26 protein-coding genes are annotated in these 23,164 nt (G+C 39.6%); 12 read left to right on the forward strand and 14 right to left on the reverse strand.

Annotated elements, in window-relative coordinates; translation table 11 throughout:
- The first annotated feature begins 2 nt into the window (after positions 1-2).
- Positions 3-1,685, forward strand: a complete 1,683-nt coding sequence (locus tag B2107_RS13030; RefSeq protein WP_293956095.1) for a RagB/SusD family nutrient uptake outer membrane protein — start codon at positions 3-5, stop codon at positions 1,683-1,685.
- Between the two features lie 111 nt (positions 1,686-1,796).
- Here the strand turns inward: B2107_RS13030 and B2107_RS13035 are convergent, their stop codons facing one another.
- Both B2107_RS13035 and B2107_RS13040 read right to left on the reverse strand, forming a co-directional pair.
- Positions 1,797-2,615 carry a TlpA family protein disulfide reductase gene (locus B2107_RS13035; RefSeq protein ID WP_293956096.1) on the reverse strand — a complete coding sequence of 273 codons (819 nt, stop codon included), beginning with the start codon at positions 2,613-2,615 and terminating at the stop codon, positions 1,797-1,799.
- Positions 2,594-3,133, reverse strand: a complete 540-nt coding sequence (locus tag B2107_RS13040) for a hypothetical protein (protein WP_293956097.1) — start codon at positions 3,131-3,133, stop codon at positions 2,594-2,596. The genes B2107_RS13035 and B2107_RS13040 overlap by 22 nt, the downstream gene beginning before the upstream one ends.
- Before the next feature lie 411 nt (positions 3,134-3,544).
- Here B2107_RS13040 and B2107_RS13045 point away from each other — a divergent pair, with 411 nt between their 5' ends.
- Entirely contained in the window at positions 3,545-5,323 is a 1,779-nt protein-coding gene (locus tag B2107_RS13045; protein WP_293956098.1) for a hypothetical protein, read from the forward strand.
- Positions 5,324-5,626: 303 nt separating this feature from the next.
- On the opposite strand, the gene B2107_RS13050 is transcribed toward B2107_RS13045, so the two are convergent.
- Together B2107_RS13050 and B2107_RS13055 are read right to left on the reverse strand one after the other, a co-directional pair.
- Positions 5,627-5,806, reverse strand: a complete 180-nt coding sequence (locus B2107_RS13050; RefSeq protein WP_281047738.1) for a hypothetical protein — start codon at positions 5,804-5,806, stop codon at positions 5,627-5,629.
- A 213-nt stretch (positions 5,807-6,019) separates the two neighbouring features.
- The gene (locus B2107_RS13055) at positions 6,020-6,667 is read right to left on the reverse strand and encodes a hypothetical protein (protein WP_293956099.1); all 648 of its coding nucleotides are present in this window, start codon (positions 6,665-6,667) and stop codon (positions 6,020-6,022) included.
- 380 nt (positions 6,668-7,047) lie between these two features.
- Here B2107_RS13055 and B2107_RS13060 point away from each other — a divergent pair, with 380 nt between their 5' ends.
- From B2107_RS13060 to B2107_RS13070, 3 genes are all read left to right on the forward strand, one after another.
- Positions 7,048-8,052 carry a hypothetical protein gene (locus tag B2107_RS13060; protein ID WP_293956100.1) on the forward strand — a complete coding sequence of 335 codons (1,005 nt, stop codon included), beginning with the start codon at positions 7,048-7,050 and terminating at the stop codon, positions 8,050-8,052.
- Between the two features lie 350 nt (positions 8,053-8,402).
- On the forward strand, positions 8,403-9,881 hold the full coding sequence (locus B2107_RS13065) for a TlpA family protein disulfide reductase (protein ID WP_293956101.1): 1,479 nt from the start codon (positions 8,403-8,405) through the stop codon (positions 9,879-9,881).
- Positions 9,882-10,011: 130 nt separating this feature from the next.
- Positions 10,012-11,085, forward strand: a complete 1,074-nt coding sequence (locus B2107_RS13070; RefSeq protein WP_293956102.1) for an AI-2E family transporter — start codon at positions 10,012-10,014, stop codon at positions 11,083-11,085.
- Positions 11,086-11,511: 426 nt separating this feature from the next.
- Here the strand turns inward: B2107_RS13070 and B2107_RS13075 are convergent, their stop codons facing one another.
- From B2107_RS13075 to B2107_RS13085, 3 genes are read right to left on the reverse strand one after another with little or no spacing between them, the layout of a single operon-like run.
- Entirely contained in the window at positions 11,512-11,790 is a 279-nt protein-coding gene (locus tag B2107_RS13075) for a hypothetical protein (RefSeq protein WP_293956103.1), read from the reverse strand.
- A gap of 25 nt (positions 11,791-11,815) precedes the next feature.
- Positions 11,816-12,268: a DUF5675 family protein gene (locus tag B2107_RS13080; RefSeq protein WP_293956104.1), complete on the reverse strand. Its 453-nt coding sequence runs from the start codon at positions 12,266-12,268 to the stop codon at positions 11,816-11,818.
- Positions 12,269-12,271: 3 nt separating this feature from the next.
- Entirely contained in the window at positions 12,272-12,850 is a 579-nt protein-coding gene (locus B2107_RS13085; RefSeq protein ID WP_293956105.1) for a hypothetical protein, read from the reverse strand.
- 78 nt (positions 12,851-12,928) lie between these two features.
- On the opposite strand from B2107_RS13085, the gene B2107_RS13090 reads away from it, so the two are divergent.
- Positions 12,929-13,108 (forward strand): hypothetical protein, encoded by a 180-nt coding sequence (locus B2107_RS13090; RefSeq protein ID WP_293956106.1) that lies wholly within the window; start codon positions 12,929-12,931, stop codon positions 13,106-13,108.
- Positions 13,109-13,201: 93 nt separating this feature from the next.
- Here B2107_RS13090 and B2107_RS13095 read toward each other — a convergent pair whose 3' ends face one another.
- The 5 genes from B2107_RS13095 to B2107_RS13115 form a co-directional block, all read right to left on the reverse strand.
- On the reverse strand, positions 13,202-13,480 hold the full coding sequence (locus B2107_RS13095; RefSeq protein ID WP_293956107.1) for a hypothetical protein: 279 nt from the start codon (positions 13,478-13,480) through the stop codon (positions 13,202-13,204).
- A gap of 74 nt (positions 13,481-13,554) precedes the next feature.
- Entirely contained in the window at positions 13,555-14,328 is a 774-nt protein-coding gene (locus tag B2107_RS13100) for a LytR/AlgR family response regulator transcription factor (protein WP_293956108.1), read from the reverse strand.
- A 26-nt stretch (positions 14,329-14,354) separates the two neighbouring features.
- On the reverse strand, positions 14,355-15,383 hold the full coding sequence (locus B2107_RS13105) for a hypothetical protein (protein ID WP_293956109.1): 1,029 nt from the start codon (positions 15,381-15,383) through the stop codon (positions 14,355-14,357).
- A 158-nt stretch (positions 15,384-15,541) separates the two neighbouring features.
- A complete protein-coding gene (locus tag B2107_RS13110; RefSeq protein ID WP_293956110.1) occupies positions 15,542-16,489 on the reverse strand; it encodes a hypothetical protein in 948 nt (315 codons plus the stop codon).
- An 85-nt stretch (positions 16,490-16,574) separates the two neighbouring features.
- A complete protein-coding gene (locus tag B2107_RS13115; protein WP_293956111.1) occupies positions 16,575-16,703 on the reverse strand; it encodes a hypothetical protein in 129 nt (42 codons plus the stop codon).
- A 325-nt stretch (positions 16,704-17,028) separates the two neighbouring features.
- Here B2107_RS13115 and B2107_RS13120 point away from each other — a divergent pair, with 325 nt between their 5' ends.
- Positions 17,029-18,000, forward strand: coding sequence for a helix-turn-helix domain-containing protein (locus B2107_RS13120; RefSeq protein WP_293956112.1), 972 nt, complete (start codon positions 17,029-17,031; stop codon positions 17,998-18,000).
- 255 nt (positions 18,001-18,255) lie between these two features.
- Here the strand turns inward: B2107_RS13120 and B2107_RS21925 are convergent, their stop codons facing one another.
- The gene (locus B2107_RS21925; RefSeq protein WP_409529657.1) at positions 18,256-18,348 is read right to left on the reverse strand and encodes a recombinase family protein; all 93 of its coding nucleotides are present in this window, start codon (positions 18,346-18,348) and stop codon (positions 18,256-18,258) included.
- Between the two features lie 313 nt (positions 18,349-18,661).
- Entirely contained in the window at positions 18,662-19,747 is a 1,086-nt protein-coding gene (locus tag B2107_RS13125; protein WP_293956113.1) for a PAS domain-containing sensor histidine kinase, read from the reverse strand.
- Between the two features lie 270 nt (positions 19,748-20,017).
- Between B2107_RS13125 and B2107_RS13130 the strand changes: the two genes are divergently transcribed.
- The 5 genes from B2107_RS13130 to B2107_RS13150 all read left to right on the forward strand — a co-directional run bounded on the left by B2107_RS13130 (position 20,018) and on the right by B2107_RS13150 (position 23,119).
- Positions 20,018-20,200 carry a hypothetical protein gene (locus B2107_RS13130; RefSeq protein ID WP_293956114.1) on the forward strand — a complete coding sequence of 61 codons (183 nt, stop codon included), beginning with the start codon at positions 20,018-20,020 and terminating at the stop codon, positions 20,198-20,200.
- The gene (locus B2107_RS13135) at positions 20,182-20,343 is read left to right on the forward strand and encodes a hypothetical protein (protein ID WP_293956115.1); all 162 of its coding nucleotides are present in this window, start codon (positions 20,182-20,184) and stop codon (positions 20,341-20,343) included. Before B2107_RS13130 ends, B2107_RS13135 begins: the two co-directional genes overlap by 19 nt.
- A gap of 391 nt (positions 20,344-20,734) precedes the next feature.
- The gene (locus B2107_RS13140) at positions 20,735-21,379 is read left to right on the forward strand and encodes an OmpA family protein (RefSeq protein ID WP_293956116.1); all 645 of its coding nucleotides are present in this window, start codon (positions 20,735-20,737) and stop codon (positions 21,377-21,379) included.
- A 34-nt stretch (positions 21,380-21,413) separates the two neighbouring features.
- Positions 21,414-22,115: a PRC-barrel domain-containing protein gene (locus B2107_RS13145; RefSeq protein WP_293956117.1), complete on the forward strand. Its 702-nt coding sequence runs from the start codon at positions 21,414-21,416 to the stop codon at positions 22,113-22,115.
- 638 nt (positions 22,116-22,753) lie between these two features.
- Complete coding sequence (locus B2107_RS13150; protein WP_293956118.1) at positions 22,754-23,119, forward strand: hypothetical protein; 366 nt, start codon at positions 22,754-22,756, stop codon at positions 23,117-23,119.
- Positions 23,120-23,164 lie beyond the last annotated feature (45 nt).

The following is a 23,164-nucleotide window of genomic DNA, read 5'->3' on the forward strand; positions in this document are numbered from 1 at the left end:
ACATGAAAAAATATATTTCCATAGCCACCTTATCCGTAGCCTTACTGCTATCCGGATGCACCAAATTGGATCAAGAATTTTATAGTTCGGTCACACCGGACACCTTTTTTAAAAGTGAAAAAGACATCAAAGCCGCCTTATTCAGACCATTTACCCATGCCAAATGGTATATGGGCGAAGACCGCTGGCGCTTGCAGGAATACACAGCCGACAATTTTGCCATCACCACCAAAGGGCGGCACTGGTATAATGGGGGCGAGAATGAGCGCTACCATTACCACCGTTGGACGGCGGACGACAACTGGGTCTGGGGCAGCTGGCGCGGCACGCTGATGGGGGTTGCCTTGGCGCTTGATGCGAAAAGCGACCTGAGCAAACTGGACTATAGCAAATTTACACTTACGGAAGAACGTAAAGCAGCAGACCTGGCCCAACTGGATGCCTTGATCGCCTATTTCTATCTGCGCGGGCTGGATTATTTTGGCGGTATGCCTATTTTCGAATCCCTAGATCAAGAATCCCTTCCGCGCAATAGCGATCAGGAGCTCTTTGCCCATATCGAGAAGCTGCTCAAAGCCGCTATCGAGAACCTACCGGCAAAGAAGGCTGGCGACAGAGAAGAGGGGGCTATCCGCAAAGCTGCCGCTGCAGCCATGCTGGCACAGCTCTATTTCAATGCAGAGGCCTATATCGGGAAGTCCATGTACGCAGAAAGCCAAAAGTTGGCTCAGGATATTGTCAATAAAGTTTATGGCGACTACAGCTTGGATACCAAATGGAACGGCGTACATGGATTTAAAAACAATGAGTCGCCCGAGATGATTTGGTCTATGCCGTCAGAATTCAAGATGCTGGAGTACAATTGGTTTTATGCAGATTTCTACCATTACAACACCAGGCAGTTCTTTGCCCAAGATATGGGCGGCAACAATGGCGCCCACCTAACTCCATCCAAGAAACCCAACGGCTCCCTTTACGCAGCAGACTTTAAGCTAGGTTCACCTTTTGAAACTTTCGACCAAGGCGATCTCCGCAAAGCACCCTATGTCTACCACGGCACAGACCAATACGAAGGTATGTTTATCGTAGGCCCCCATAAGACCCCTAGCGGCGAGGCCATTGTTGGGGGTGAAGAATATAAAGATAAGCCCCTGGACTTTGTCGACCAAGTCGGCCGCTTTTCAGAAGTTGGACCTGGGAAAAAATACAGTTCCATCGACCAGCTGCCCTCAAAGATGTCCGAAGGCGAGGAAAACACCGGTATACGTTTGGTGAAGGTACCTATCCCAAATCTTGCCAACAATACCTTGCGTTGGGGTGCAGATATGCCGATTATCAGACTGTCTGAAATATACTATATGCTTGCCGAATGTGAATTCAGGTTAGGAAATAAGGAAAAAGCTGCAGCACTATTCAATACCGTCCGAAAACGGAATTTTGCACAAGAGCAGGATCCGAATCCCGTAACTGTAGCCAATATTGACAAGTACCGTATTTTGGATGAATGGAGTATTGAATTTTTAGGCGAAGGACGCCGGCGTACCGATTTGATCCGATGGAAAGCATTCACCACAGAAAAATGGTGGGATCATAATCCAAGTACTTCGGCCCATCTGAATCGTTTTCCCGTACCCAATCAGGCCATTGCCGGCAACAATAGTCTGACACAAAATCCAGGTTATTAAAGAGCGCAACGAATCGATTTAAACGAATAGAGCCCAGTCTGATTTAGTAAACAGGCTGGGCTCTTCAATTTTACACTAAACCCTTGATCCAATCATTTTTGAGTTCTCAGCTTATTCAGTTCCTTGCATCTGTTGATACGTAAACAGCTGTGGATAATTTTTTGGAAGTTCAGTTGTCAGGTTATGCATTTGAAAATTATCATTTCTAATTCTGCCATCCGGATCCATGAGTACGTAGCACGGAATTCCGTTAAATTTAAATAATTCGCGTAATGCCCTATATTCATCGGCAGAAACCCGATAAGATTCAAACATGCTATTTTTAGCAATATAGTCCTTATAAAACTCCATATCTGGAGTCCCTTCACTATCTGTTATAAAAACAAACGCCACATTCGGATTATCTTTGAGTTTTAGGCGTTTCCCCTGCGTTGATTCGATACCCGATCGGCAGGGACCGCACCACTGTGCCCAAAAGTCCACAACAACGACTTTACCACGATACTTATCTGTTATTTTTTTAAAAACAGAGGCGGCATCGGTTTGGGGTAGTACATAGCCGTTTCTGGACTTCCATTCACGGTCTGCCAGTCTGAGCGCTTCACCCTTTAAATCCTTGTTCGTCAATATGGCCCGCAACTGATCAGTAGTCTTTGCTATCGCGGCGGCATCGGCAGCACCATTTAATGCAGATTTTAATGTACGTAGTTTTGCAACTTCTGAGACCAACGTATTGGCTATAGTAGGGTTAGTTTTTCGATTTGCCGAATCCAATACAGAATAGAAGTCTTTTGGGCGTCGACCATTTAAGGCATCACGACTAAATAGTGTCGAATACTCGAATCGGTTGATAAAGGTAGAAAATTCATTTTGTGTCAAAATAGCCGGATCATTAAGGTCTAAGCGCCCTATAAAATCACCGAATCCCATTCCGCAACAACCAGCTTTTTGTTTGCTGAAATAGTATTCTCTTTCAACATTTTTTCCAGACCTTGATAAAAGACGCGTGGATTCTTCCCCCAATTGAAATCTTTGAACTGCCGATTATCAGCAGCAAGCGGACCTTCATAACCTATTAGTTCTACATTTTGGTCTGTAGTCATTTTAAATCTTAAGGCTAGTGTTTGCCCGGGTTCGATATAAAAATCAAAGCGGTCATCTTTAAATCTAATATAAGCAAGCTCTGGGTTTGTCGCCAAATAACTTGCTTCAAAACGGCCATCCGGATAAATCTGTACAGTGGTAGGATAATCTTCACGGGTCAACTCATTACTGCTATAAATAATACCACTTGTAAATTCCAATGCAGGACTATAATCTTCGATAAATCCGATGATGCGCACAGTATCAAATTGAAAAAAATTCTTTTTATACGAAGCAAGGCTTTTTTTCACTTTAGCTTTACCCAACTGCTGCATTATCCATTCATTTGGATCGTCTGTCGGCATTTTTTCGGTAGATAATTGTGCCGTAGCACATGCTAAAAAGAAGAAAGAAAAAAAGAAAGTAATGACAACTTCATAAATAAGACATTGGTTTCCATAAAGTTAATCATTTCAAGTGCATTTGCAATATAGATTACAGAAAACTTGAATTCAATTAAAGCCACGCCTTTTCGGAAATAGCGGATCAGTCTGAATTATTATACTATTTATCCTAGAATTGTAGGTGTAATGCAAGGCATAGAAAAAGGGCTACCATTAAATGATAACCCTTCACAATATCTAAGGAAGAGAGTTATATTGCGGAATTGTATCCAGAACCAAGATAACCTAGTCTTCCTTTTTTATCTTTGATATACTTAACGTATCTTTATCTCAAATTATAAAACCTATTACAAAGATACAACTTTTTTTAAAATGCAAGTAATCAATCACAAAAATAGTGAGCTTACAGTAACTCAACGCTTTTTCATTGAAAAAATTGTTGAAATGCTATATATGGGAACAATAGACTCCTATAGAGTCAGACTCCATAATCCATTAACGGTAATGGAAGAACTCCTCTATTGCTTGCAGGAATACAAGAATGGGAGAATAAAACATTTTCACACCATCAAAGCTAAGGAAGTAAAAAAATATGCCTTAATTGATGAATGTATACAATCTCTTGCATTAGATCCCAACTATTTAAATTTCGGAAGTATATCACAAAAATATCTAAATACTATATTTAAAAATATAGATGAACACAATTATCTTAAAGTAATTTCGTGCCTCAATGTGCTAAAAAAAGAAAATGAACACTATTTATCCAATATAATTGCGGGGTTAAAACAATTAATTGCTATAAATGAAAATTCAATGGAGGTATTGGAGAGGATTGATGTCACATTAAATATCTTATTGAGCCAATTAATAGCTATTGGTTACTCTAAAGGTTATCTTTATAAAATTGCATACGGCATCTTTGTAAATGCTCTTACTCAGGATGAAGTGTTTGACACACATTTTGATCTTTTTGAACAAAAAATAAACCACCCACCTAAGGAATTTACCGTTATATTCAGAATGGATACGACAACTAAGGTATACGATGCGATTACTGATATTGTGTCGGAAGGATTTCAATTAGAAGATACCATTCAAGGAATAGAACTGACAGCTAATCGCCGTGGCGAATTCAATAACTTTAATTCCCAACACCCAAATAGAAAATTCCTAAAATGCATTGTGACTGCTACAGATTATTTATCTGCCTTAAAAAGGGCTAGAAGTATACTATCCGAATACTTAGATGTAATAAATCTTGGGCTATCTGATGAGTATCTAAATATTCATAACCGTGTTCTAGTTGTCGATAACCATAATCCTGCGGCTGGGGCATTCCAAAACAATGTCAACATTTTAGATGGAAAGTATAAAGCCGCAATGGATCATTATCAGCAGTTTACGAGTAAAATGCCTGTAATATTGAATAACACTTCAATCTCGAATGAGACGAAAGATAAAATTAAATCTGCTGTTAGATATTTAAGACTCGGGAACCAATCAACTGAAGTAGAACATAAGTTTATAAACTATTGGATAGGACTCGAATATCTTTTTTCAAACTATGAAGGTCAAAATACGATTAATAGAATAAAAGATCATTTTATAAATGCACACGCTAGAGCTTATGTCAAACGAAATTGCTTTGCCCTTCTAAAAGATATAAATCAACTGAGTACAGAAGACAAAGAAAAGATCCCAGCCTTCACCAATGAATTAAATAATTTCCTCAATACTGAACTATATGCACAAATCGATTCACAATTATCAACCCAATATCCATTATTGAGCTATAGGACCAAGAAATTGAGTATGTGGTTTAATCAAAATGGTGGGAGATTATCAGCAACAAAATATCTCGCCAAACATAAAGTAAACCTTGAAATACACTTTACCAGAATATACCGCCTACGAAACGAAATAATTCATGACGCAGCAACCAATACAAACAACGAACATATAGCTTCCAATTTAAGATATTATTTAACGTTCATTCTAAATGAAATAATTGATTACCTGCATACCTACGATGTGTCAATTGAAGACTATTTCATATCAAATGAGATCGAAATAGGAAATATCGAACTTGAGGGAAATCTACTTTCTGATATTTTTAATATCAATTGTTCTCTCGATTTTATAAACTAAAAGCATTAACAATAAAACTAAAAACGATCTGTCAAATAATTAATTACTCTGTAGTTCTAGCCGACATCGCTAACATTAATTATCCAGTTTGAAGCATACCTAAATCTAGAGAAGCGTCTTAATTAGTTAGAGCGCTTTATTATTAACGATAAGATTTTTCATAATTAAGATTTATAAAGTTGCTCCCCTTTTATCAGCGACGAAAGGGGAGTTTTTTTAAGCATAGATCATCTTTAAAATGAAAAAGCCACTCCCTTTAAGAAATGGCTCAAATAAATATCTATAAACTTTAAAAGTATTTGATTACAGCTTTTCGATCTCTTCGATAGAAAGACCGGTGCCTTTAGCAATATCAGCAATAGGTAAACCCATTTTCTTAAACTCCAGTGCAATGGCAATAGCTTCCTCGCGCTTGCCTTTTTCAATGCCTTTCTGAATTCCCTTTTTTTCAGCCTTATCTAATAAATATTCTTGAGTACCCATAGTATCGCTCCTTCCTATTTTTGTTTTTATTTCGTTTTCAGACTTAGATAAATTGCATACAAAAAGCAATTTATCGATCTCTCCTCTGCCATTGAGAACTAATCATTGAGGAAATATACTCAAAACTTCCTCATTATCAAAACTTACATAATAAGTTAGGAACCGTAATGAGCATGGCTCATTACAGCATCATTTCCTATTAAAAAAATTAAATCAATGATAATCATATAGCCCCTGGCGAGTGCCTTTATCCATGTCCCTTTTCATCATTTCATCATAGAGATCATGCTTTATTTCTTTCAATCCCTCATCGGTCACTTTCTTGTTTAATATGGCCATAAGTGCGGTTAGGACTATGACAGAAAATGGGTTCTCATTGGCTCTTAATAATGACTCATCCTGATGGAGGATCTTGTAACTGTTAAAGTCGTAGCGCAATGATGTTCCCATAAATTCCTGGGTGAAGACCTCCGGCCGATAACCTTTGTTGTCATCTGCCAAGATCGCAATAGCTGTAATTGGCACTTTGTAACGATCCCATATCCGATAAAAATAACGGAACATGCGTTCGGCCAGATCTCCTCTACCCTTATTGCTCTGTATCTCCACATGAAACAGCACAAACTGTTCGCTACCATCCTTTAAGAAAACTTTTACGAGCTTATCTACATAACGGACTCCCTTGCTATTACTTTCTGGAGGGAATAATTGCTCAAACTCTTTGTCCAGATAATCGAAGGGTTTGCTCAAATCAAAAATAGCATCAGCATTCGGAAAAATAAATCGTAAAAAATGCGAAAATGTCTGCTCCAGGATAGATTTGCACAAGGGATCATCTACCCGCTTTGTTCTTTTGCTCATCTTGATTTATCAACTGGTTAACAACACAAAGATAGCAAATAATAATAAAAAACTAATATATTTAGTATTTCAACTTAAAAAGAAACATTTTGAGTACGGTTGAATATACATCATGCAAAAAGGGTTATTTAATGAAAATAGTTACATGTGGCCACAGTATTGTTAGCATGCGCGAGAAAATCGCTTGGGATATACCAAATACAAATTCAACCTTACCAATTATAGATTACAAGCTCAGGTGAACTTGACATTTTGTATTATTGTATTCATTAAATAAAGAGCTTGCACGTCTTCAGATTCGATATGATGCGTGTATCCGCTGCAAATAATTTAGTTCTTAAGTTAAATAATGGATTGTTTAAAAGTATAAACATATTTTTATGAGTGGAATTAAACAGAGCGAGTTAATCAAATTAGTTGGGTTAGCCTCAACAGACACCTCTTTGGTACAGTTTTTTGAACGTCATGGTTTAGGAAAGTTGCCAAAAACAATCACTAGCAATCAAGGGACAAAAAGCATTATTTGTAAATCATTGAATATATCATTTTGGTTTGCTTACGATATTACTAATGATCATTTTCAACCCCCAATTAGTCCCCGTAACGACAATTATAAATTTATAGCTTACTTATCCAGCATCATTTTTACGCATAGAGAACATTCTGTTAAACATCCTGATCCCAAACCTAAAGATTTTTGGGATGTACTCCCTCCACCGAGCGCATCTCGGGAAGAAACAGAAATGGTAATGGGTCCCCCTGTGCATATTAACGATGATTCCTGGAGTTATAAATTGTCCATAGCGGAAGAAAAAAAACTAGTTTTGAACTATACCAAAAGTTCAAAAAATCAGCTATCCTATAATAGCTGGATATCAATACGTCAAGAGTCAGAAATTGTAAGCCGAGTTTTCTATGATCGCAAGAATGATTTTGAGAACTTTCCTTTTTTAAGACGAGCACACACTTCAATTATCAAATGGTTATTTGACAGCAGGTTTCTACAACTGAATGAGGATGTATATCAGTTGCCCCTAAAAGGAGATGCCGAAACAATTTTGGATTTTGTTGAACATCACCTCAAGAATCATCTTTGGAAAAATCAACTGGTAGATATTGATCAGCTCTCCAGTTTTTTATATCATATTACAACAAATAGAATACTAAAAGATCCTGAAGGTAATCGTGTATCACTTTACATTCGCACCATCATATTAGAGATTTTAAATCAGGCTGAAGTTTTTGAACAGATTTATGAGCAGAATTTTAGCGCCACAGATCAGTTTTTAAATGATATTTTATTTGATGAAACCCTGTATAGCGATATTTCTACCGTTTTAACGGAAAAATTTAAATTATTTCAAAGCTGGAAAGCATCTCGATGATGCTTTCTAGCCCTCCTTCCATATTGCCTTTCTCTTTGCCTACGTTATCAACTTTTTTCAAAAGGATACTCATATCGAAGTTGATGAGTATAGACGAAAATAAATAATCACATCTATAATAGATTTGAGCGATTATAACTATCTTTAAAATTATAAAAGATTAAAAATTATATAGCTAGTTTACTCAAATCGCAAAAAATATGCAATTTAATAGTATTATCGATGTTGAGACATGAGACCCTAACTGGACAAAATGGAGAACCCGCTTTATATTGGTGCTGAAGGAACACGTTTTGAGTGGAATGTTAAAAAAATATCCTCTAAATAATCTCCATATCATGGATAATCGAATGAAAAATAGAACTTGTCTTAAAATACTTTTATGTTCCTTAATTTGCGCCATTACGATTCATGTAAATGCTCAAAATAAGTTGGAAAAAAATGGGGAGAGTTTCGGAGAGTCGTATCTTAAACTTGAAATAAGAGGAAACACGAGTAAAGAGCCACGATTTTTCAAATTAACGTTGACTAGTAATTTGACCAGCTATTATGATATCAATATTCCTATTTTGGGAAATGCTGATACGCTCTTAAAAATTCCATCATTTAAGCTGACATCAGCGATTTTGAAAATAGATAGTATCGAGCGATACATATTTCTTCTTCCACATGATTCTACCCAAGTAATTTTTAATTTCAAACCTAGCGCCCCACCTGATATTCAGTATAATGGCCCCTACAAGACGATATTTCGGGAAACAAAAGTTATACAAAATCTATTTAGAAGCATATTCAACGATAATCATACTTCAGATAAATATGTATTTGAACCTAACACCTATCGCGATAATGCATTGTCTTCAATGAGAGAAAAGATAGATAAGATTAACAATGCTCCTTTAGCTGAAGATTCAAAAAAAAGTTTGCAAAGAACATATGCTACCGTATACGCCCGAATGTTCTTATTGGATCCAAATAATGGGATGTATCTGGATAATGTGAATGCGGGTATGGATAAAGAAAAAGCCAAAATTAAAAATAAAATTAATTTAGACTACTACACCTTCTTGAGGGACCTCGACCTCAATAATAAAGACTACCTACTATCAAACTATTATAATGAATTAACCAAATCCCTTTTGGCTGATAGTGTGCTAAACTTGCCTACTACAGATCATATTTTATTACAAGATTGGATGAATAGGACTGTCGCTATACTAAATCCCTTATTAGGATACTCTCGAGGTTATTTCTATGATATTATGTTAGCAAATGCCTATTTGGATCAAATCGCCAGAAATAAATATCTTTCGGATGAACAAACTAAGGATATTATTGGATATTTTAAAGACCAATCGTTTTCTGATTATATTTTGTACCAAAATAATATCAACACGCTCCGGATTGCTCAGGATACAGGACGAGTTTATGACTGGTCTCGTCTCGACAAGGGGGATTTACTTTCCGAAATCATAAAAAAATATCCAGCTAAAAGTATAGTTATTGATTTTTGGGCCACCTGGTGCGGACCTTGTATAAGTGCTATGGACAAAATTAAACCGGTAAAAGAAAAATATAAAGATGTCGTCTTTGTCTATATAGCAGACGTATCCTCTCCACGGACTTTGTGGAACAATCAAGTCAAAAGTATAGCAGGATATCATTATTATCTCTCATCAGCACAAATGGAACGACTACAAAAACAAATGAACTTTTCATCGATTCCAACTTATTTAATTTATAATAAGCATGGAAAATTGGAAGATCAGCTAACAGGCTTTCCTGGCGTGCAAAAATTCGAAGAAATTCTGAGAAATTTGCACAACTAAATGATGCCAAACCATCAAATAACACCACCTTTTACGATCTATTGAAACAAATCCTAACGGTAGCATGTTATCTGTAGAGGTCACTCTTTATTTCAATCATCCGTATTTCGTAGAAAACAAATTCATTTTTATGCTCAAATTGCCTATGACTTCTATTTACAAAAAAACCGCAGCAGTGTGTATCGTTGTTTTACTTTTTTTGATGATGACCGTTCTATTCGTCAAAGCAACCACGTTGTTACTCTTGCTATTCGGTGGAATACTATTTTCTATACTTTTTCATGCCATCTCTGCCAAAATAAGGCAATGGACAGGCTGCCATACCAAGGTATCCCTGTTGCTCGCTATCGTTTGGGTGGTTGTCTTCTGTAGTGGCATATCCTATTTTATTGGCAATACTGCGGTAACCCAATATAAAGAACTTGCTGCCACATTACCCGAAATGATTGACAATTTACAGCGTTACCTTGCCAATACAAACTGGGGCTCTTATCTGATCGACAACATTGACAGTGCCGAAGATCAGATGAATACCGTCATTCAGCATTTACCGCAGGTATTCAGTGGTACCTTTGGTTTTTTTGGAGACCTTTACGCTTTCCTATTTTTGGGCATATTTATTATGATCTCCCCCAGAGAATATATGATCGGCATCCTCAGCCTCTTTCCAGATCAAAACAAGCAAACCGTCGAAACGGTGTTAGATAAGGTAGGTGAGCAACTGAAGATATGGTTGAAAGTACAGCTGTTGGATATGCTCTTTGTTTTTACGCTTACCGCGATTTCGTTGCTTATTTTAGGTATTGACCTTTGGTTAATTTTGGCCTTGATTGCAGGACTGTTGACCTTCATTCCCAATTTAGGTCCAACACTGGCACTCGTACCAGCTGCATTGGTCGGTCTGCTGGATGGCCCCGCAACGGCGTTGTATATTATCGCTATTTTTGTTGGCGTTCAAATTGTAGAATCTGCAGTATTCGCACCTTTTGTTCAAAAGAAAATGCTGTCTTTACCGCCTGCTATGGTGCTCTTTTTTCAGTTGTTGATGGGCACACTCACAGGCCCCTTAGGCCTACTTTTTGCAACACCCATCTTGGTCGCTATTGTCAATTTTGTCAATGAGATCTATGTCATGAGGGTATTGAAGCAAGAGACAGCAGGCGAGCTGATCGAAGAAATGGAACATCTGAAACAGGAAAATTGATCTGGTTTAAGTATCAGGTAATCTTAGCGCATCAATTTAGTCTCCTTTTTGCCTCAATAAAAGCGTTTGATAGAATTTTGATAACTAGTTACGCTTGGCCATCAAATCTGACGAATGTGATTTTATGATATGATAAAATTTCCTCTGGTCACTCTTTAAGGAATGAGCTTCATATATTAATACAATCATTTCCCAATACAGCGATTTACAAAATGAGGTAAGGGCACCTGTTTTTAAAGGTATAGGCACCTGCTTATGCAGATGCCTAACTTCTATTTCCTCCTGAATATACGATTTAACAACCGGCTCAACAAAAAGCTGGCGAGTGTCCCCACAAGTGCTGTCAATGCACTGTACAGTAGCCCGCCCACTGAAAATGATGCCCAGACCCCACAAACGGTTCCACCAATGGTAGAAAGTTTAATATCACTCCAGCGCATCGGCTCCCCCCTTCCTGCGGATCCGTTCGACCGCTTTTTTATCCTTGTCCAAATCATCGTCCTGTCGGCTCCCGTCCAGCAAATCTGCCGAAGCAGCTGTCTTTTCATTCGCAGGTCTGTCCGTATCTTTTTCCAGAACGGACTCCACAATGCCAAGCCCTAGCGCGATATATTTAACAACATTCAACGCCTTATTTGGCAATTTAACAGGTGCCAGCAGAATTACCTGCAGGACCTTTGCGATTTTATTTACGATTTTTTTCATTGATCTTACGTGTTATTGATCAGCCCTATCGCGAAAACTTATTCTCGATTTTTAAGATGACCTGCCCAATTTTTACCTGTTCAATAATTGTCCTATACAACTGTTTATACGCTTCGGCCGATTGATATACCCCCCAGTCGTCATAACTTTTATGAAAATAGGTTCCGACCAGCAGGCAGCCTTCCGTATCGTCATGCGTATTGCCGATATGGATGTAAACGAGACTGAAATTGGGGATAGCCCTAATCTCGATCATACCTTCGTGCATATCCGGAAAACGCTTTTTGTAAGCGGTATTCATCCCGCCCGTCCTGTTGATCCCGAGTTTGTAGGTTCCCGCGGGAATAGCTGTCCGACCTTTTATCTTTACATCGCGCACGGTGTCCTCAAGACCATAACACTGGAAGGTTCCGTCGATGTAGAGTTCGGACAGGGTACTATTATTCCCCTGCCGAAAACGTTTTAGTGTCAGCTCCATACCTTACGGATTGCCATATACTAATTCATACATATATTCATGCCCGGGCGTATCCGTCAGTGTAACCCGGTACTTCGCATTTTCGAAATTCGGATTATCGGCCTGCACCTGGTACATCCAGGATATCCCTTGTCCGTCCATGTCCTGCGCCATCCCTACCTCCAGCTCCAAGTCATTTGCATCGAAAATTCCGACCTCTACTTTCACCACCTTCATCACGTCCTTCACCATAAATAAGATCTGATCCATGGCGTTGCCTTGATAACCACTATCGTCCCAACGACGAATGACCGGTGCCGTAAAGTAATCTTTAAAGGCTACATTATAGGCCGTCTGATTAATATTTGCCTTAGCCTGATAAGCCGCCTTTAGGTCCGGATCCTGTATCGCCGTACGGGCGTACAACGATGCATCAATAAAGCGATTCTGTACAGCAAGCTGTTTAACTGTGGGTGCTTTCTTATTTTGAAAAGTCGGTCTGCGGGCAATGATTGTCTGATTGCCACGTTGCCGGAATACGAGCATCTTGCCTACTGTCCCCGATGCTCCCTCCATGACGATATTACCTTTTGATTTTGCCATTACGTTTGTTTCTAAATGTTAAATAATCTGTCTATTGTCAAAACGAAGGGCGCCCATCATTGCCTTGACGATACAAATATGCACTCGAAATCAAGCGATGTCAATAGCGTCAGACAGATGCGGGGAAATACGGTTAAATCTGACGAAAAATGTGTAAAAACGATTAAACATATCCATCCAACGGTATGCGGCGGCGAGATGCCCCTGGCTTGTGTTATCCTTGTGCTTAACAAGGGCTTAGAAAGGGTCATCCTTTAGTTGTTGTAGTATGTTTCTTGTGCGAGGCTAGGGTGAAGCACATAATTGCCCAGATCCGGTCCATATAAAATCCGGGCAATTAGATCTCCTTTGCTATTTCTGCTTTTTGGGGTTTGCCCTGATGTGAGCTGCAATCTCATTTTTAAAGTAATAATCTTTGCCGTCGAGATTGTAAATCGGGAGCTGGCCTTTGATTTGCCCCAATTTAGTATCCCGTATATGCAGCAATGCCTTAAGATCGGTATTATCCAATATTTCCACCGCGCTATCGGCCAGGTGTTGGCTTAAATGCTGCGCTTCCGTGGCGATTACCTGCACAGCCTGTACGAGCGCGCGTAATTCGGATCGAACTTCTTCAAAAAATTTTTCCATAATCTTTGTTTATTTAAACTATCATTCGGTTTATTAATTCAGTTTAATTCATCCCTCCCTACTTATCCGTCTGCTCATTCAAACACGTGCAGCTTCTGCCGAAGTTCCTTGATATAGCTACGGGTCACGGCAAACGAGCGCTGAGGACCCTCACTCATCACAATTTTATTCTTCAAAAAGGAAACAATAAAGTTCATATTGACTAGGGTCGATTGATCCACCTGAACAAATTCGGTTGCCGGCAGAAAATCGACAATTTCTTTTATGGTCTTTTTTGCCTTTCTCGGCACTGGTTTGCCAAACCCATCCAATCGCATATTTCTTTCGAAAAAAGCCAGTTCATTGTCCCCTTTCACTTTCTGCACGAAATAAATATCACTGAACTGAACTCTTTGACACATTTTATCAGACATTTCGATAAAGGCAAATTCAGGTTGTGGCCTAAACGTGAGATTGATCGGAACAGCCAAACGTCGAAAAGCATTTTCTAGCGCCCTACAGACCATCGCAAATGTAGCCGGTTTGGGCATAAAGTCCGCTGCATCCAAACGATAAGAGCGCAGCGAAAACGCTTCATGCTCCGTCACAAATACGACCTCGGGTCTTCTCTTCGCATCAATAGACTCATAAAGATCCATTCCATTGAGCACAGTATCCTCAGCGCTCCGATTCAGCACAATATCCATAAAGAGTACATCATACTTGCTGGAGTGGATTTTTTGCAACGCATCTTTTTTATTATCCGCCACATCAATTAGCAGATCCAAATCTGTTTTTTCTAAAAGAGCTTTTAGTTTCTCAGAATCAGGTCGAAAATCATCAACGATAAGAATAGGGATTATTGGCATACGCTATTATTTTTTAAAATACTCAGTTAAATCGCTTTCCGGTAGTTGTGGAGCAGCGTTAGCTGGACACTGAAAATGGCATGTTGTTCCCGAAATTCAATCCGATAAGCTCCGGGCAATACCGCATCAAATAGTTCCCGAAGCAACTTATTGCCCTCCCCTGTATGCCCTTCCGAGCGCTTTCTGCAGACATAATTGATCATCTGGAAATGCAACTGACCATTTACCCGGGTCCATTCCATGATTATTTGGCCCTGTGTTCCCGGCGGACTGTAGTTCAGCGCATTTTCAAACCACGAGAGCATCGATGCAGCAATGATAGAGCGGCTCCAATCGGCCGCAAGGAGCACTTCTTCCCCCTTAAATAGCATGAGGCGGTCTGTAAAACACGAGGCCATCACCTTGAGCTGCTTCCATTCTTCAGCAATAGCTACTTTGACCTTTCGGTTTGCTGTCACTGCGATGATATATCGGAATAGTTCCAGGGTATCGTTTCGGTGCAGCAATTTATTCTGCTGCGCGATCTTGATCCATTCTTTCACAAAGTGCTTGGAGAGACGTCCCGCCAGCCTGCCGGCCTCCAATTCCATTGTGAGCCGTTGAAATCTTAGCCGAAAAGAACAATAGTTATAAACGATATGTACAAGCAAGGCTGTCCCCAGTGCCAATAAATTGCCTATCGCAATACGATTATGAAATTTCATCAAATGGTAATCGGTCAGTTTACCGATAAAAGAAACACCATGCGCCGGGAGCCATGAATAGGTATAATTTACCCAAAAGTCCATACTCAGGTAGTACCAACCACCAGTCAACAAAACCACGAGCAGCTTGCCATATAAACCGCTCATTTGGAATACTTTTATGGCAAGCCAATAGAGCGTAAATGAAAACAGGTAGGGTCCGGTCAAGGCCAATAGATGCCGCATGGTCAATCGATGCCATACATGAATATTCATTTTGAGCAGCAGCAGCAGCCAGAATCCTGTTCCGATAAAAAATAAGATGTATCTACGCGTGAAAAACTGGGTTATTTTGGTCCGTCTATCTTCCATTATCTCCTCTTTAAAACGTTGGCGAAATTATTTTTCCCCCATAATTAATGTACTTTGAACACTTAAATTACAAAAAACAAAACGTAAATAATAAATTAATTAAAAATAATATTTCGCTAAAAGGAAACATCATCCTTATCAAGAAATTATACAGCAACTCATTTACTTGATTTCATACTTTTTACCCTTTCAGCAAGTTTCTCGTTTTTTAGTTCGAAAAATTCCCGGTTTTTCACGTCGAAAAAGAAAGCACGCTCGTGTACATAAATAGGCATTACCCACCTCAGTGCATCTTGTAAAACGACCATTCTATCCTCAACATCCGGATGATAAATATGAATCAACGGCCAGTTTTCCCATGCCGTCCAATCCTTCATGACGATCCTAGTGATCACTTTGTTTAATTGTCCCTTAAACCTCTTCATAAATCCAGTAGGTTGCTCCGCTCTTTTACAGCGCAGCCTTTTTGATAAAGCCAGATTCCACAGGCCATTATTCACATTTTTTTCCATCAGTAGAAAAGAAAGAGGTAATTGAAACCGGAAGGCAAACTGTGTTATACTCGCGTGGAAATACAGTCTACTAGCTGCGACGGGGACCTTAAACAGGGCCCGGGGCTCTTTGGCAGCCAAGCGATTTGCCCCTTCGTCCGCGTCAAGGTATACCAGGACCAAACGCTTTTCATGTAGGTCCGAAAGTATATTTTTGAGCACGGTACATCTTGAAGCATCGATATAGCGCAGGCTGTCTGCTTCGAGATTGTTGAGCTGCAGCAGCTGTTCAGTCTCTTTCTCTTCCTTTTTAATAATATTGGGCGAAGCCAATACAGTAATTTTATAGCCTGCCGCAAGCAGATAGCGCGGTATCAGACGGTATGGGCCATAATGAAAAGAGATAACAATACCGGTAAGATCAGTTGGAAGCATTTCAAAACACCTGGCATCCAGCATTTGGTCCAGTTGGACGGGGTGCAGCATCTTGGCAAAAGACTGTCGGTAAGCGCTCCATCTCAGGTAATTTAGTTCAAGATCTTCGACAGTAAATTCCGGAAAAAAATTCCATACGTTGGCAAACCAAAACGGTTTGGTCAATTGGTTATTGTTCATTTAAATTGTGGTTTAAAAAAAATTAGGTTCTTGTTCAATCAGTCAACAGCATCGCCTCCAGGAAGAAAGCGATGCTGAATTAAGGTTACGGTATTTCTACCCAGCATTTTTCATCGTCAACAACATCTCCCATTTCCGGAAATAGCTGCATCATCTGAGACAAAGTCAACCCTAGATTGACGATCTGATCACTTGTCTGCATGTTCTCGTTCATGTTGATTTGAATTAAACACCGGCCTGCAACGATACGGGTCAGGCCACTCCCGTTGGCTGTACATGCACTAAAATTGTATGAGCTAACGATCAAATGTGGCTGAAATCCTTCAAAAAAAGAAAAAGAATGATAGGTTACAAAAAAAGAAAGCAAATTGACAGTGATGGACTAAAGAACAGGGAAAGAGGTCAGATATCCCTAATTTTTTGCATGATTTCCTCAGAAATACGTCATCTATCATTTTTTTAGCCACTTCTCAAACCTCGATTTTACTTTTATAAACGTGGATTGAGCCCTTTATAAAACCTGATTGACCGTATATCCAATGATCAAAACTTTTCATTTTATCTTGCCCGAGGTGGCCCAATTTACCAGGCAAGTAAAAGCCTTTTCACCTAAGTTGCCCGATTCCCAGCTACAGCGCTATGAGGATGCGAACATCCAATTGATAGAAGAATATATTGATTATCATAGCGTCATATTTTATCGCGTGCAGGCTCAGGTGCAAAGAACATTTCATTTGTCCGTGCAAACCAATAAATCCGATTATCATCTGCTGTATAATAGACATTCCGTTTCGACCATTAAAATAGAACATGCAGTAAATAATAGTCACCTGCAGCTGCCTGCTGGATATGATACTTTTGCCTACATTCCCAAAGGGAAGATGCAAATGCTTCTGGTGCAGGGAGAATATTTGATCTACGGTGTTCTGGTCGATATAGGATATATCCGGTCAGCCATATTTAAAGAAGACCATTTTCTATTTAAATTCAGTACAGCACATCGCCGCGACAAGAAACGACTCTATCAAAGTGCAATATGGCCCATCAAAGAAAAGACAAGCTATCAGCTATCTAGAATTGAAGAGCATTTTTTCAATTATCATAAAGACAATGAAGCTATGGCTGTAAAACTTGTCTATGACCTATTTGATATCGCCATCTACAAAAATTTTGAACACTATGAAAAGATAGATCCCGATCAGTTCCTGGCCGAAAGGGCCAAGAGAATGATTAGGGATCAGGTTATGCAGACTTTTAGCACTTGTTCGATACAGGTTATTGCCGACCAGCTAAAGATTGACATTAGTAAATTGGATAAGTTGTACAAAACCGTCTATGGTGAGACTCCCAGACAGACCTGGAACACGCTTATAATTCAAAAAGCAAAAGATTTACTTCTTGCAGGGCATTCGGTCAAGGAAGTTTCAAACTATTGCGGATATGGGTCCCAGCAGAATTTTTCAGCTTTTTTTCGGAAACAGACGGGCATCTGCCCGAGCGCTTATAAATAAAGAAACATCCCTATCCATCCCCCATATTCGGCATTCACCCCTAAAATTAGACCGCTCGTCCCAAAAATGAGTGCTAACATTCAGTAATAAAAATACAACCTCAAACAAGAGACGGGGCATCATCGTCAAAAAACCATACAACTACGTACCTAAAAATCATACATCCATGATATTGCATTGGGCTTTATGATGATACCTTTTTCACTTAGCGACAATACCAAATCAATAATATGTTTTAGACTTCTACCCAATCGATCACCAAACATACAGTTCATCTCCTTCTCTAAACTGTTCGATCATCCTATCTAACTCAGGTCGATTCTTTGTCGAGCCTGATATTTTTTCCACAAAGATTTTCTCGCAACCTGCTTTTTGAAGGGCTTCAATTTGCAAGTCTAAGTTCCAGCATGCTCCGGTATATGCATCTGGCTTATCTTATTTAAACCTTCTTCGAGATACGATAAAATCGGGGGACAGTTCGACACCCGCATCACTCGATGGATGGGGAGTTTTTTTGAGCATAGATCATCTTTAAAATGAAAAGCCACTCCCTTCCGGAAATGGCTCAAAATAAATATCTATAAACTTTAAAAGTATTTGATTACAGTTTTTCGATTTCTTCGATAGAAAGACCGGTGCCTTAAACTCCTGACGTTCGCGATCAAACTGGAAAAAATAAGCGAACTACGGTACCTTTGTTAAGTTCGCTCGATAAGTGAATCGTCCCACCGATACGTTCCATTAGATGTTTAACCAATGCCAGTCCGATTCCCGTTCCAGCAATCTTGGAAGCATTGCTCGCCCGTTCATTTGTAAGAAAAACCTTCTGCAACTCGTCTTCCGGAATTCCAATACCATTATCTTCGAGATAATATACTACTCCTTTATCAGCTTTTTCACTGTAAATATGCAAAAAAGACTCGCCTGATTTTTTTGCATACTTAACGGCATTACCAATTAGATTTATAAAAACCTGATAAACGATTCCGCCATCCGTATACAAAGGAAATAGATCTCCTAATTTGATTTCCATTTGTTTGTCGGGATATACCAGTTTAATTTCATCAATACAATTCCCTATTTTTTTATCCATTGCCACACAGGTGACTTCTTTCTCGGCACTGCGTATCTTGCCAAGCTGCAATGTCTGATTTATAATACTTTCTATATTTTGAATAGATGCCGCAAAGGCTTCAAACCACCTTTCACTTACCTTAACCGAAACACCCACATTTTTGCTCAGAAAACTATTCCCGATTTTCAAAACAGACAATGGATTTTTTAGATCATGTGCCAATGTGCTGGCGAGCACGTCCAATTCGCGGCTAAACATAAGCTGCTCTTGCTTTTCTTCCACATTTTTGTAAGCAAGATGTCGGTCAGTCACATCGCTTGCCGTATGCAAAATAGCATAGGTTTCCCCCTCCTCGTCAAGCAATGGCCTATATTCAAAATTAAAATACCGCAGTGTCTTCGTCCCTTCATGAACAATATTTGCGGGTGTATTCTCAGCCTGATAGACAATTCCTGTTTTCCATACGTTTTTCAAAATGGATGAAAAACCTTCTTCTTTAAAATGAGGAAAACATGCACAAAAACTACGCCCCAGGATAGAGCGATCCACACACCAGATATCCAGCATACCTTGGCTAACAAAAGCAATATTTAGGTCTATGCTATCATAAATTGCAATCGCACTATGGGACTGCTCTAGAATAGACACCAGAAGATTAGCTGTAATTTTCATCTACACTAATTTAGTCATAATATTTTACAACTGATAAATCAATAACGGAAAATCCGAAAAACAAAAGCTAATCACGAAGTTGACCTGATGCATCTTGACAGAGAAAGCTTCGACCCCATGATGTCCCCAGAAAAGATTATGAAGTACATTGAATCTCTTTACGACCTTGCCGATTTCTTCTGGACACGCTTTTTTCTTTGATACAGTAAACTACATCTTTTTCAACAACAATGCCGGTAGATTCTAATAGCTTTGAACGATAATGGATACATGGATGAACATATCCCAATTGTTCTATTTGACCGGGATCCGGTCGAAGGTGTGGATTTTGTCGGAACCAACAACAAGGAAGCAATGATTGAAGCTTGTATGCATCTATATGATAAGGGTTTCGTCAGATTGGATTTGTTACACTCGAATCTACACAAAGCCAAATGCATGAACGATTATTAGGTTACAAAGAGACGATGGAAAAATTAGCTGTTGACTCTAAAGTAGCCTTTACGATCACCGCCATACGTCAGCCCTCGGAGGAACTAAGTAACAACAATTATAAAATTATTGCTAAAGCAGATAGAAAAACCAACAAAAGATAATGCTAGTCATGTAGTGTTACCCTCTGTGATAAAAGCAAGAAAGTCATCTGAAAGAAAAAGCAATAATCTTCTGCCAATCGGTCGCAAAAACTGATCGGCCGAACAGTGCGTGCCCCCTAAATCGATACATAAAATTATATTCTCAATACTAGACATTGGTTATAAGTTGGTTATTAATAATCCCGTATCTAAGCAAAACCCGGTTTTGCCTAGATAATGTGAAGAAAACACTTATATTTGAAAATCAAATTTTTAATCTAAATTTTTATCTTCCATCCGTTTTACATCCTCCCTTAAGTTTAGCGGTAGCCCCTATTTTGTATGTGCCGTAAAAAAACTTTTAAAACGGAAGATAGATATTAGGTGTTCTCCTAGAAAAAATAAAATCTATATGGCACATTTAGAAGTAAAACCTAAAAGCGGAGCACCATGGTGGCTTTGGCTTCTGCTTGCACTTATTGCATTGGCAATAATCTTGTTTTTCGTAAATCGTAATAACAGTGCATCCGATGTCGCTGATGCCAGGGACAGCACCGGCATGGTAACAGATCAGGGCGATATGGTCGGAGATACCCTTGCAACAACGGAACCGAGCTGGAATTCAGTAGATTTCAATAGTGCTGAATCTTCGGACCCGAATATCACGGACAAAGATATTCGCGTACGCTCCAGTGATGGCTATACCATTTACTCGCTTGGCGAAAATATATTATTTGCCACTGACCAAAGCGCCATACAAAGCAATTCCGAAGCGAAACTTAAACAAATTTCGTCGGCTTTGAATAAAGACTTTCAAGGTGCCTACGTAGGCGTATTTGGGAATACGGATTCTACAGGCACGGCATCCCACAACAAGCAACTGGGCATGGAACGTGCTACTGCCGTGAAGGACTGGTTGGTTAGTCAAGGTGGAATTGACCAAAGCAAAGTAAGCGTACATTCACGTGGAGAAAATGCTCCTGTGGCTGCCAATGCAAGCGCAAGCGGAAAAAATCAAAACCGAAATGTAGAAATCGTGGTTTTTCGCAATAAATAGAAACCTAAAGTTTTGAACTCAAAAATTTAAAGACATGGCATTAGAAGAAAAAAAATACAACCATTTGATCGAATTAGGAGGAAGCGATTATGAAATCGTTGATGGTGAACCAGATATTAGAGGCTGGAAGGTGAAAAATCAGGCCGGACAATCGCTAGGTGAGGTAGATGACCTCCTTTTTGACCCTCAAAGCCAACAAGTGCGCTATATTATTGTTGACCTGAAAGATGCAGATTTACCTATTGAAGACGACAAAAAGATATTGGTGCCCATTGGCGTAGCTGCACTTTATGACGGGAAGCGTATACAGGCGAGTAATGATGAAACGGGTACCGTGGAGCCCATCGAACGCAGCGGCATACTAACGGTAGATGAAATCGATCCCGTGGAACCTGCTACAGACTATCGCTATAATCCGGCCGATGATGGTGAAGTCGTGGTGGTACCGGTTACTCCCGACCGTCTGACCAGACTACCGGCGTACCGTGAAAATTACCTGGATCCGGATACTGAATTATCAATTCGCCATATTTATGAGGGAACAGGTGATGTCGGATTTACGGTAGGATCTGGTGTATATGACCACGATTTTTATCAACATCCACATTTTAATGAAGATACATTTTATAGCCCGGGATCAAAGGCAGATGAATTTGCTGCGGAGCGCGAGCGTGCCCGACGTGTACGTGCTAGATATGATAGAAATTTAGATGGTGATCCCAATGATTTAATCTAAAGAATTTATCAGGTTAAGATCTTACCATTCCAAAGGTTTTCATTCTTTACAGTTTGAAAACCTTTTTTTTTCGGGAACCTAGTCCTTAGCAGCTGCAGGCAGATCCTCCCATATTTGACATTCACCCCTGAAATTAAACCTCTCGTCCCAAAAATGAGCGCTACCATTCAGTAATAAAAATACAACCTCAGACAAGAGATGGGGCATCATCGACAAAAATCATACGACGAACTCCCCAAAAGTCATACATCTATAGCTGATCACTGAAGAAACTTTGGTATGAAACATCCCTATCCATCCCCCATATTCGGCATTCGCCCCTGAAATCAGACCTCTCGTCTCAAAAATGAGCGCTACCATTCAGTAATAAAAATACAACCGCAAAGAAGAGACGGGGCATCATCGCCAAAAAACCATACATCGAGCTCCCCAAAAGTCATACATCTATGGCTGATCACTGCGCTAACTTTGGTATAAGACAACAGATCGGAGGACAGGGAGATGCCCGGCCGGTCAACAGGAACAACTCCACGGCCGATCCAGGAGGATAATAAGGATAAGCAAAAGTATAACCATATAAAAACAAAAACATGAGAACATTAGTAAAAAGATTCATCAGCACCATGAGTATTGGTGTGATGGCGTTAGGAATTTCATTCAGCGCGAATGCGCAAAGTATTAAAAGTGAAAAAGAAGTTAAAGGAGAGAAAGAAGTAAAAACAGTAGCGGCGAATCAGGTGTGGTCATACCATGGCACATCCTCAGACTCTCCTACGGACCCCAGCAAATACAGCCTGGGACCAAGCGATGAATGCGGAACACGAAGCGAGACCATATGCCAGATCAATGCACCTGCAAATCCATCAAATCCATCACAACCCGATATGACGGCGCTTGTTACCCCGCCGGGATCATCTACCCCAACAACGATCGCGCTTCGCATCAGCACTGCCAATAGTAGTAAAACACCGAATGAAACTGTCACTGATTTTAGGCCGTTTTAATTCAAGCTATAGCTCAAAGAAAGTAGCGAGGGAACTATCCTTCGC

The sequence above is a fragment of the Sphingobacterium sp. UBA7855 genome (genome assembly GCA_002500745.1).
GTDB lineage: Bacteria > Bacteroidota > Bacteroidia > Sphingobacteriales > Sphingobacteriaceae > Sphingobacterium.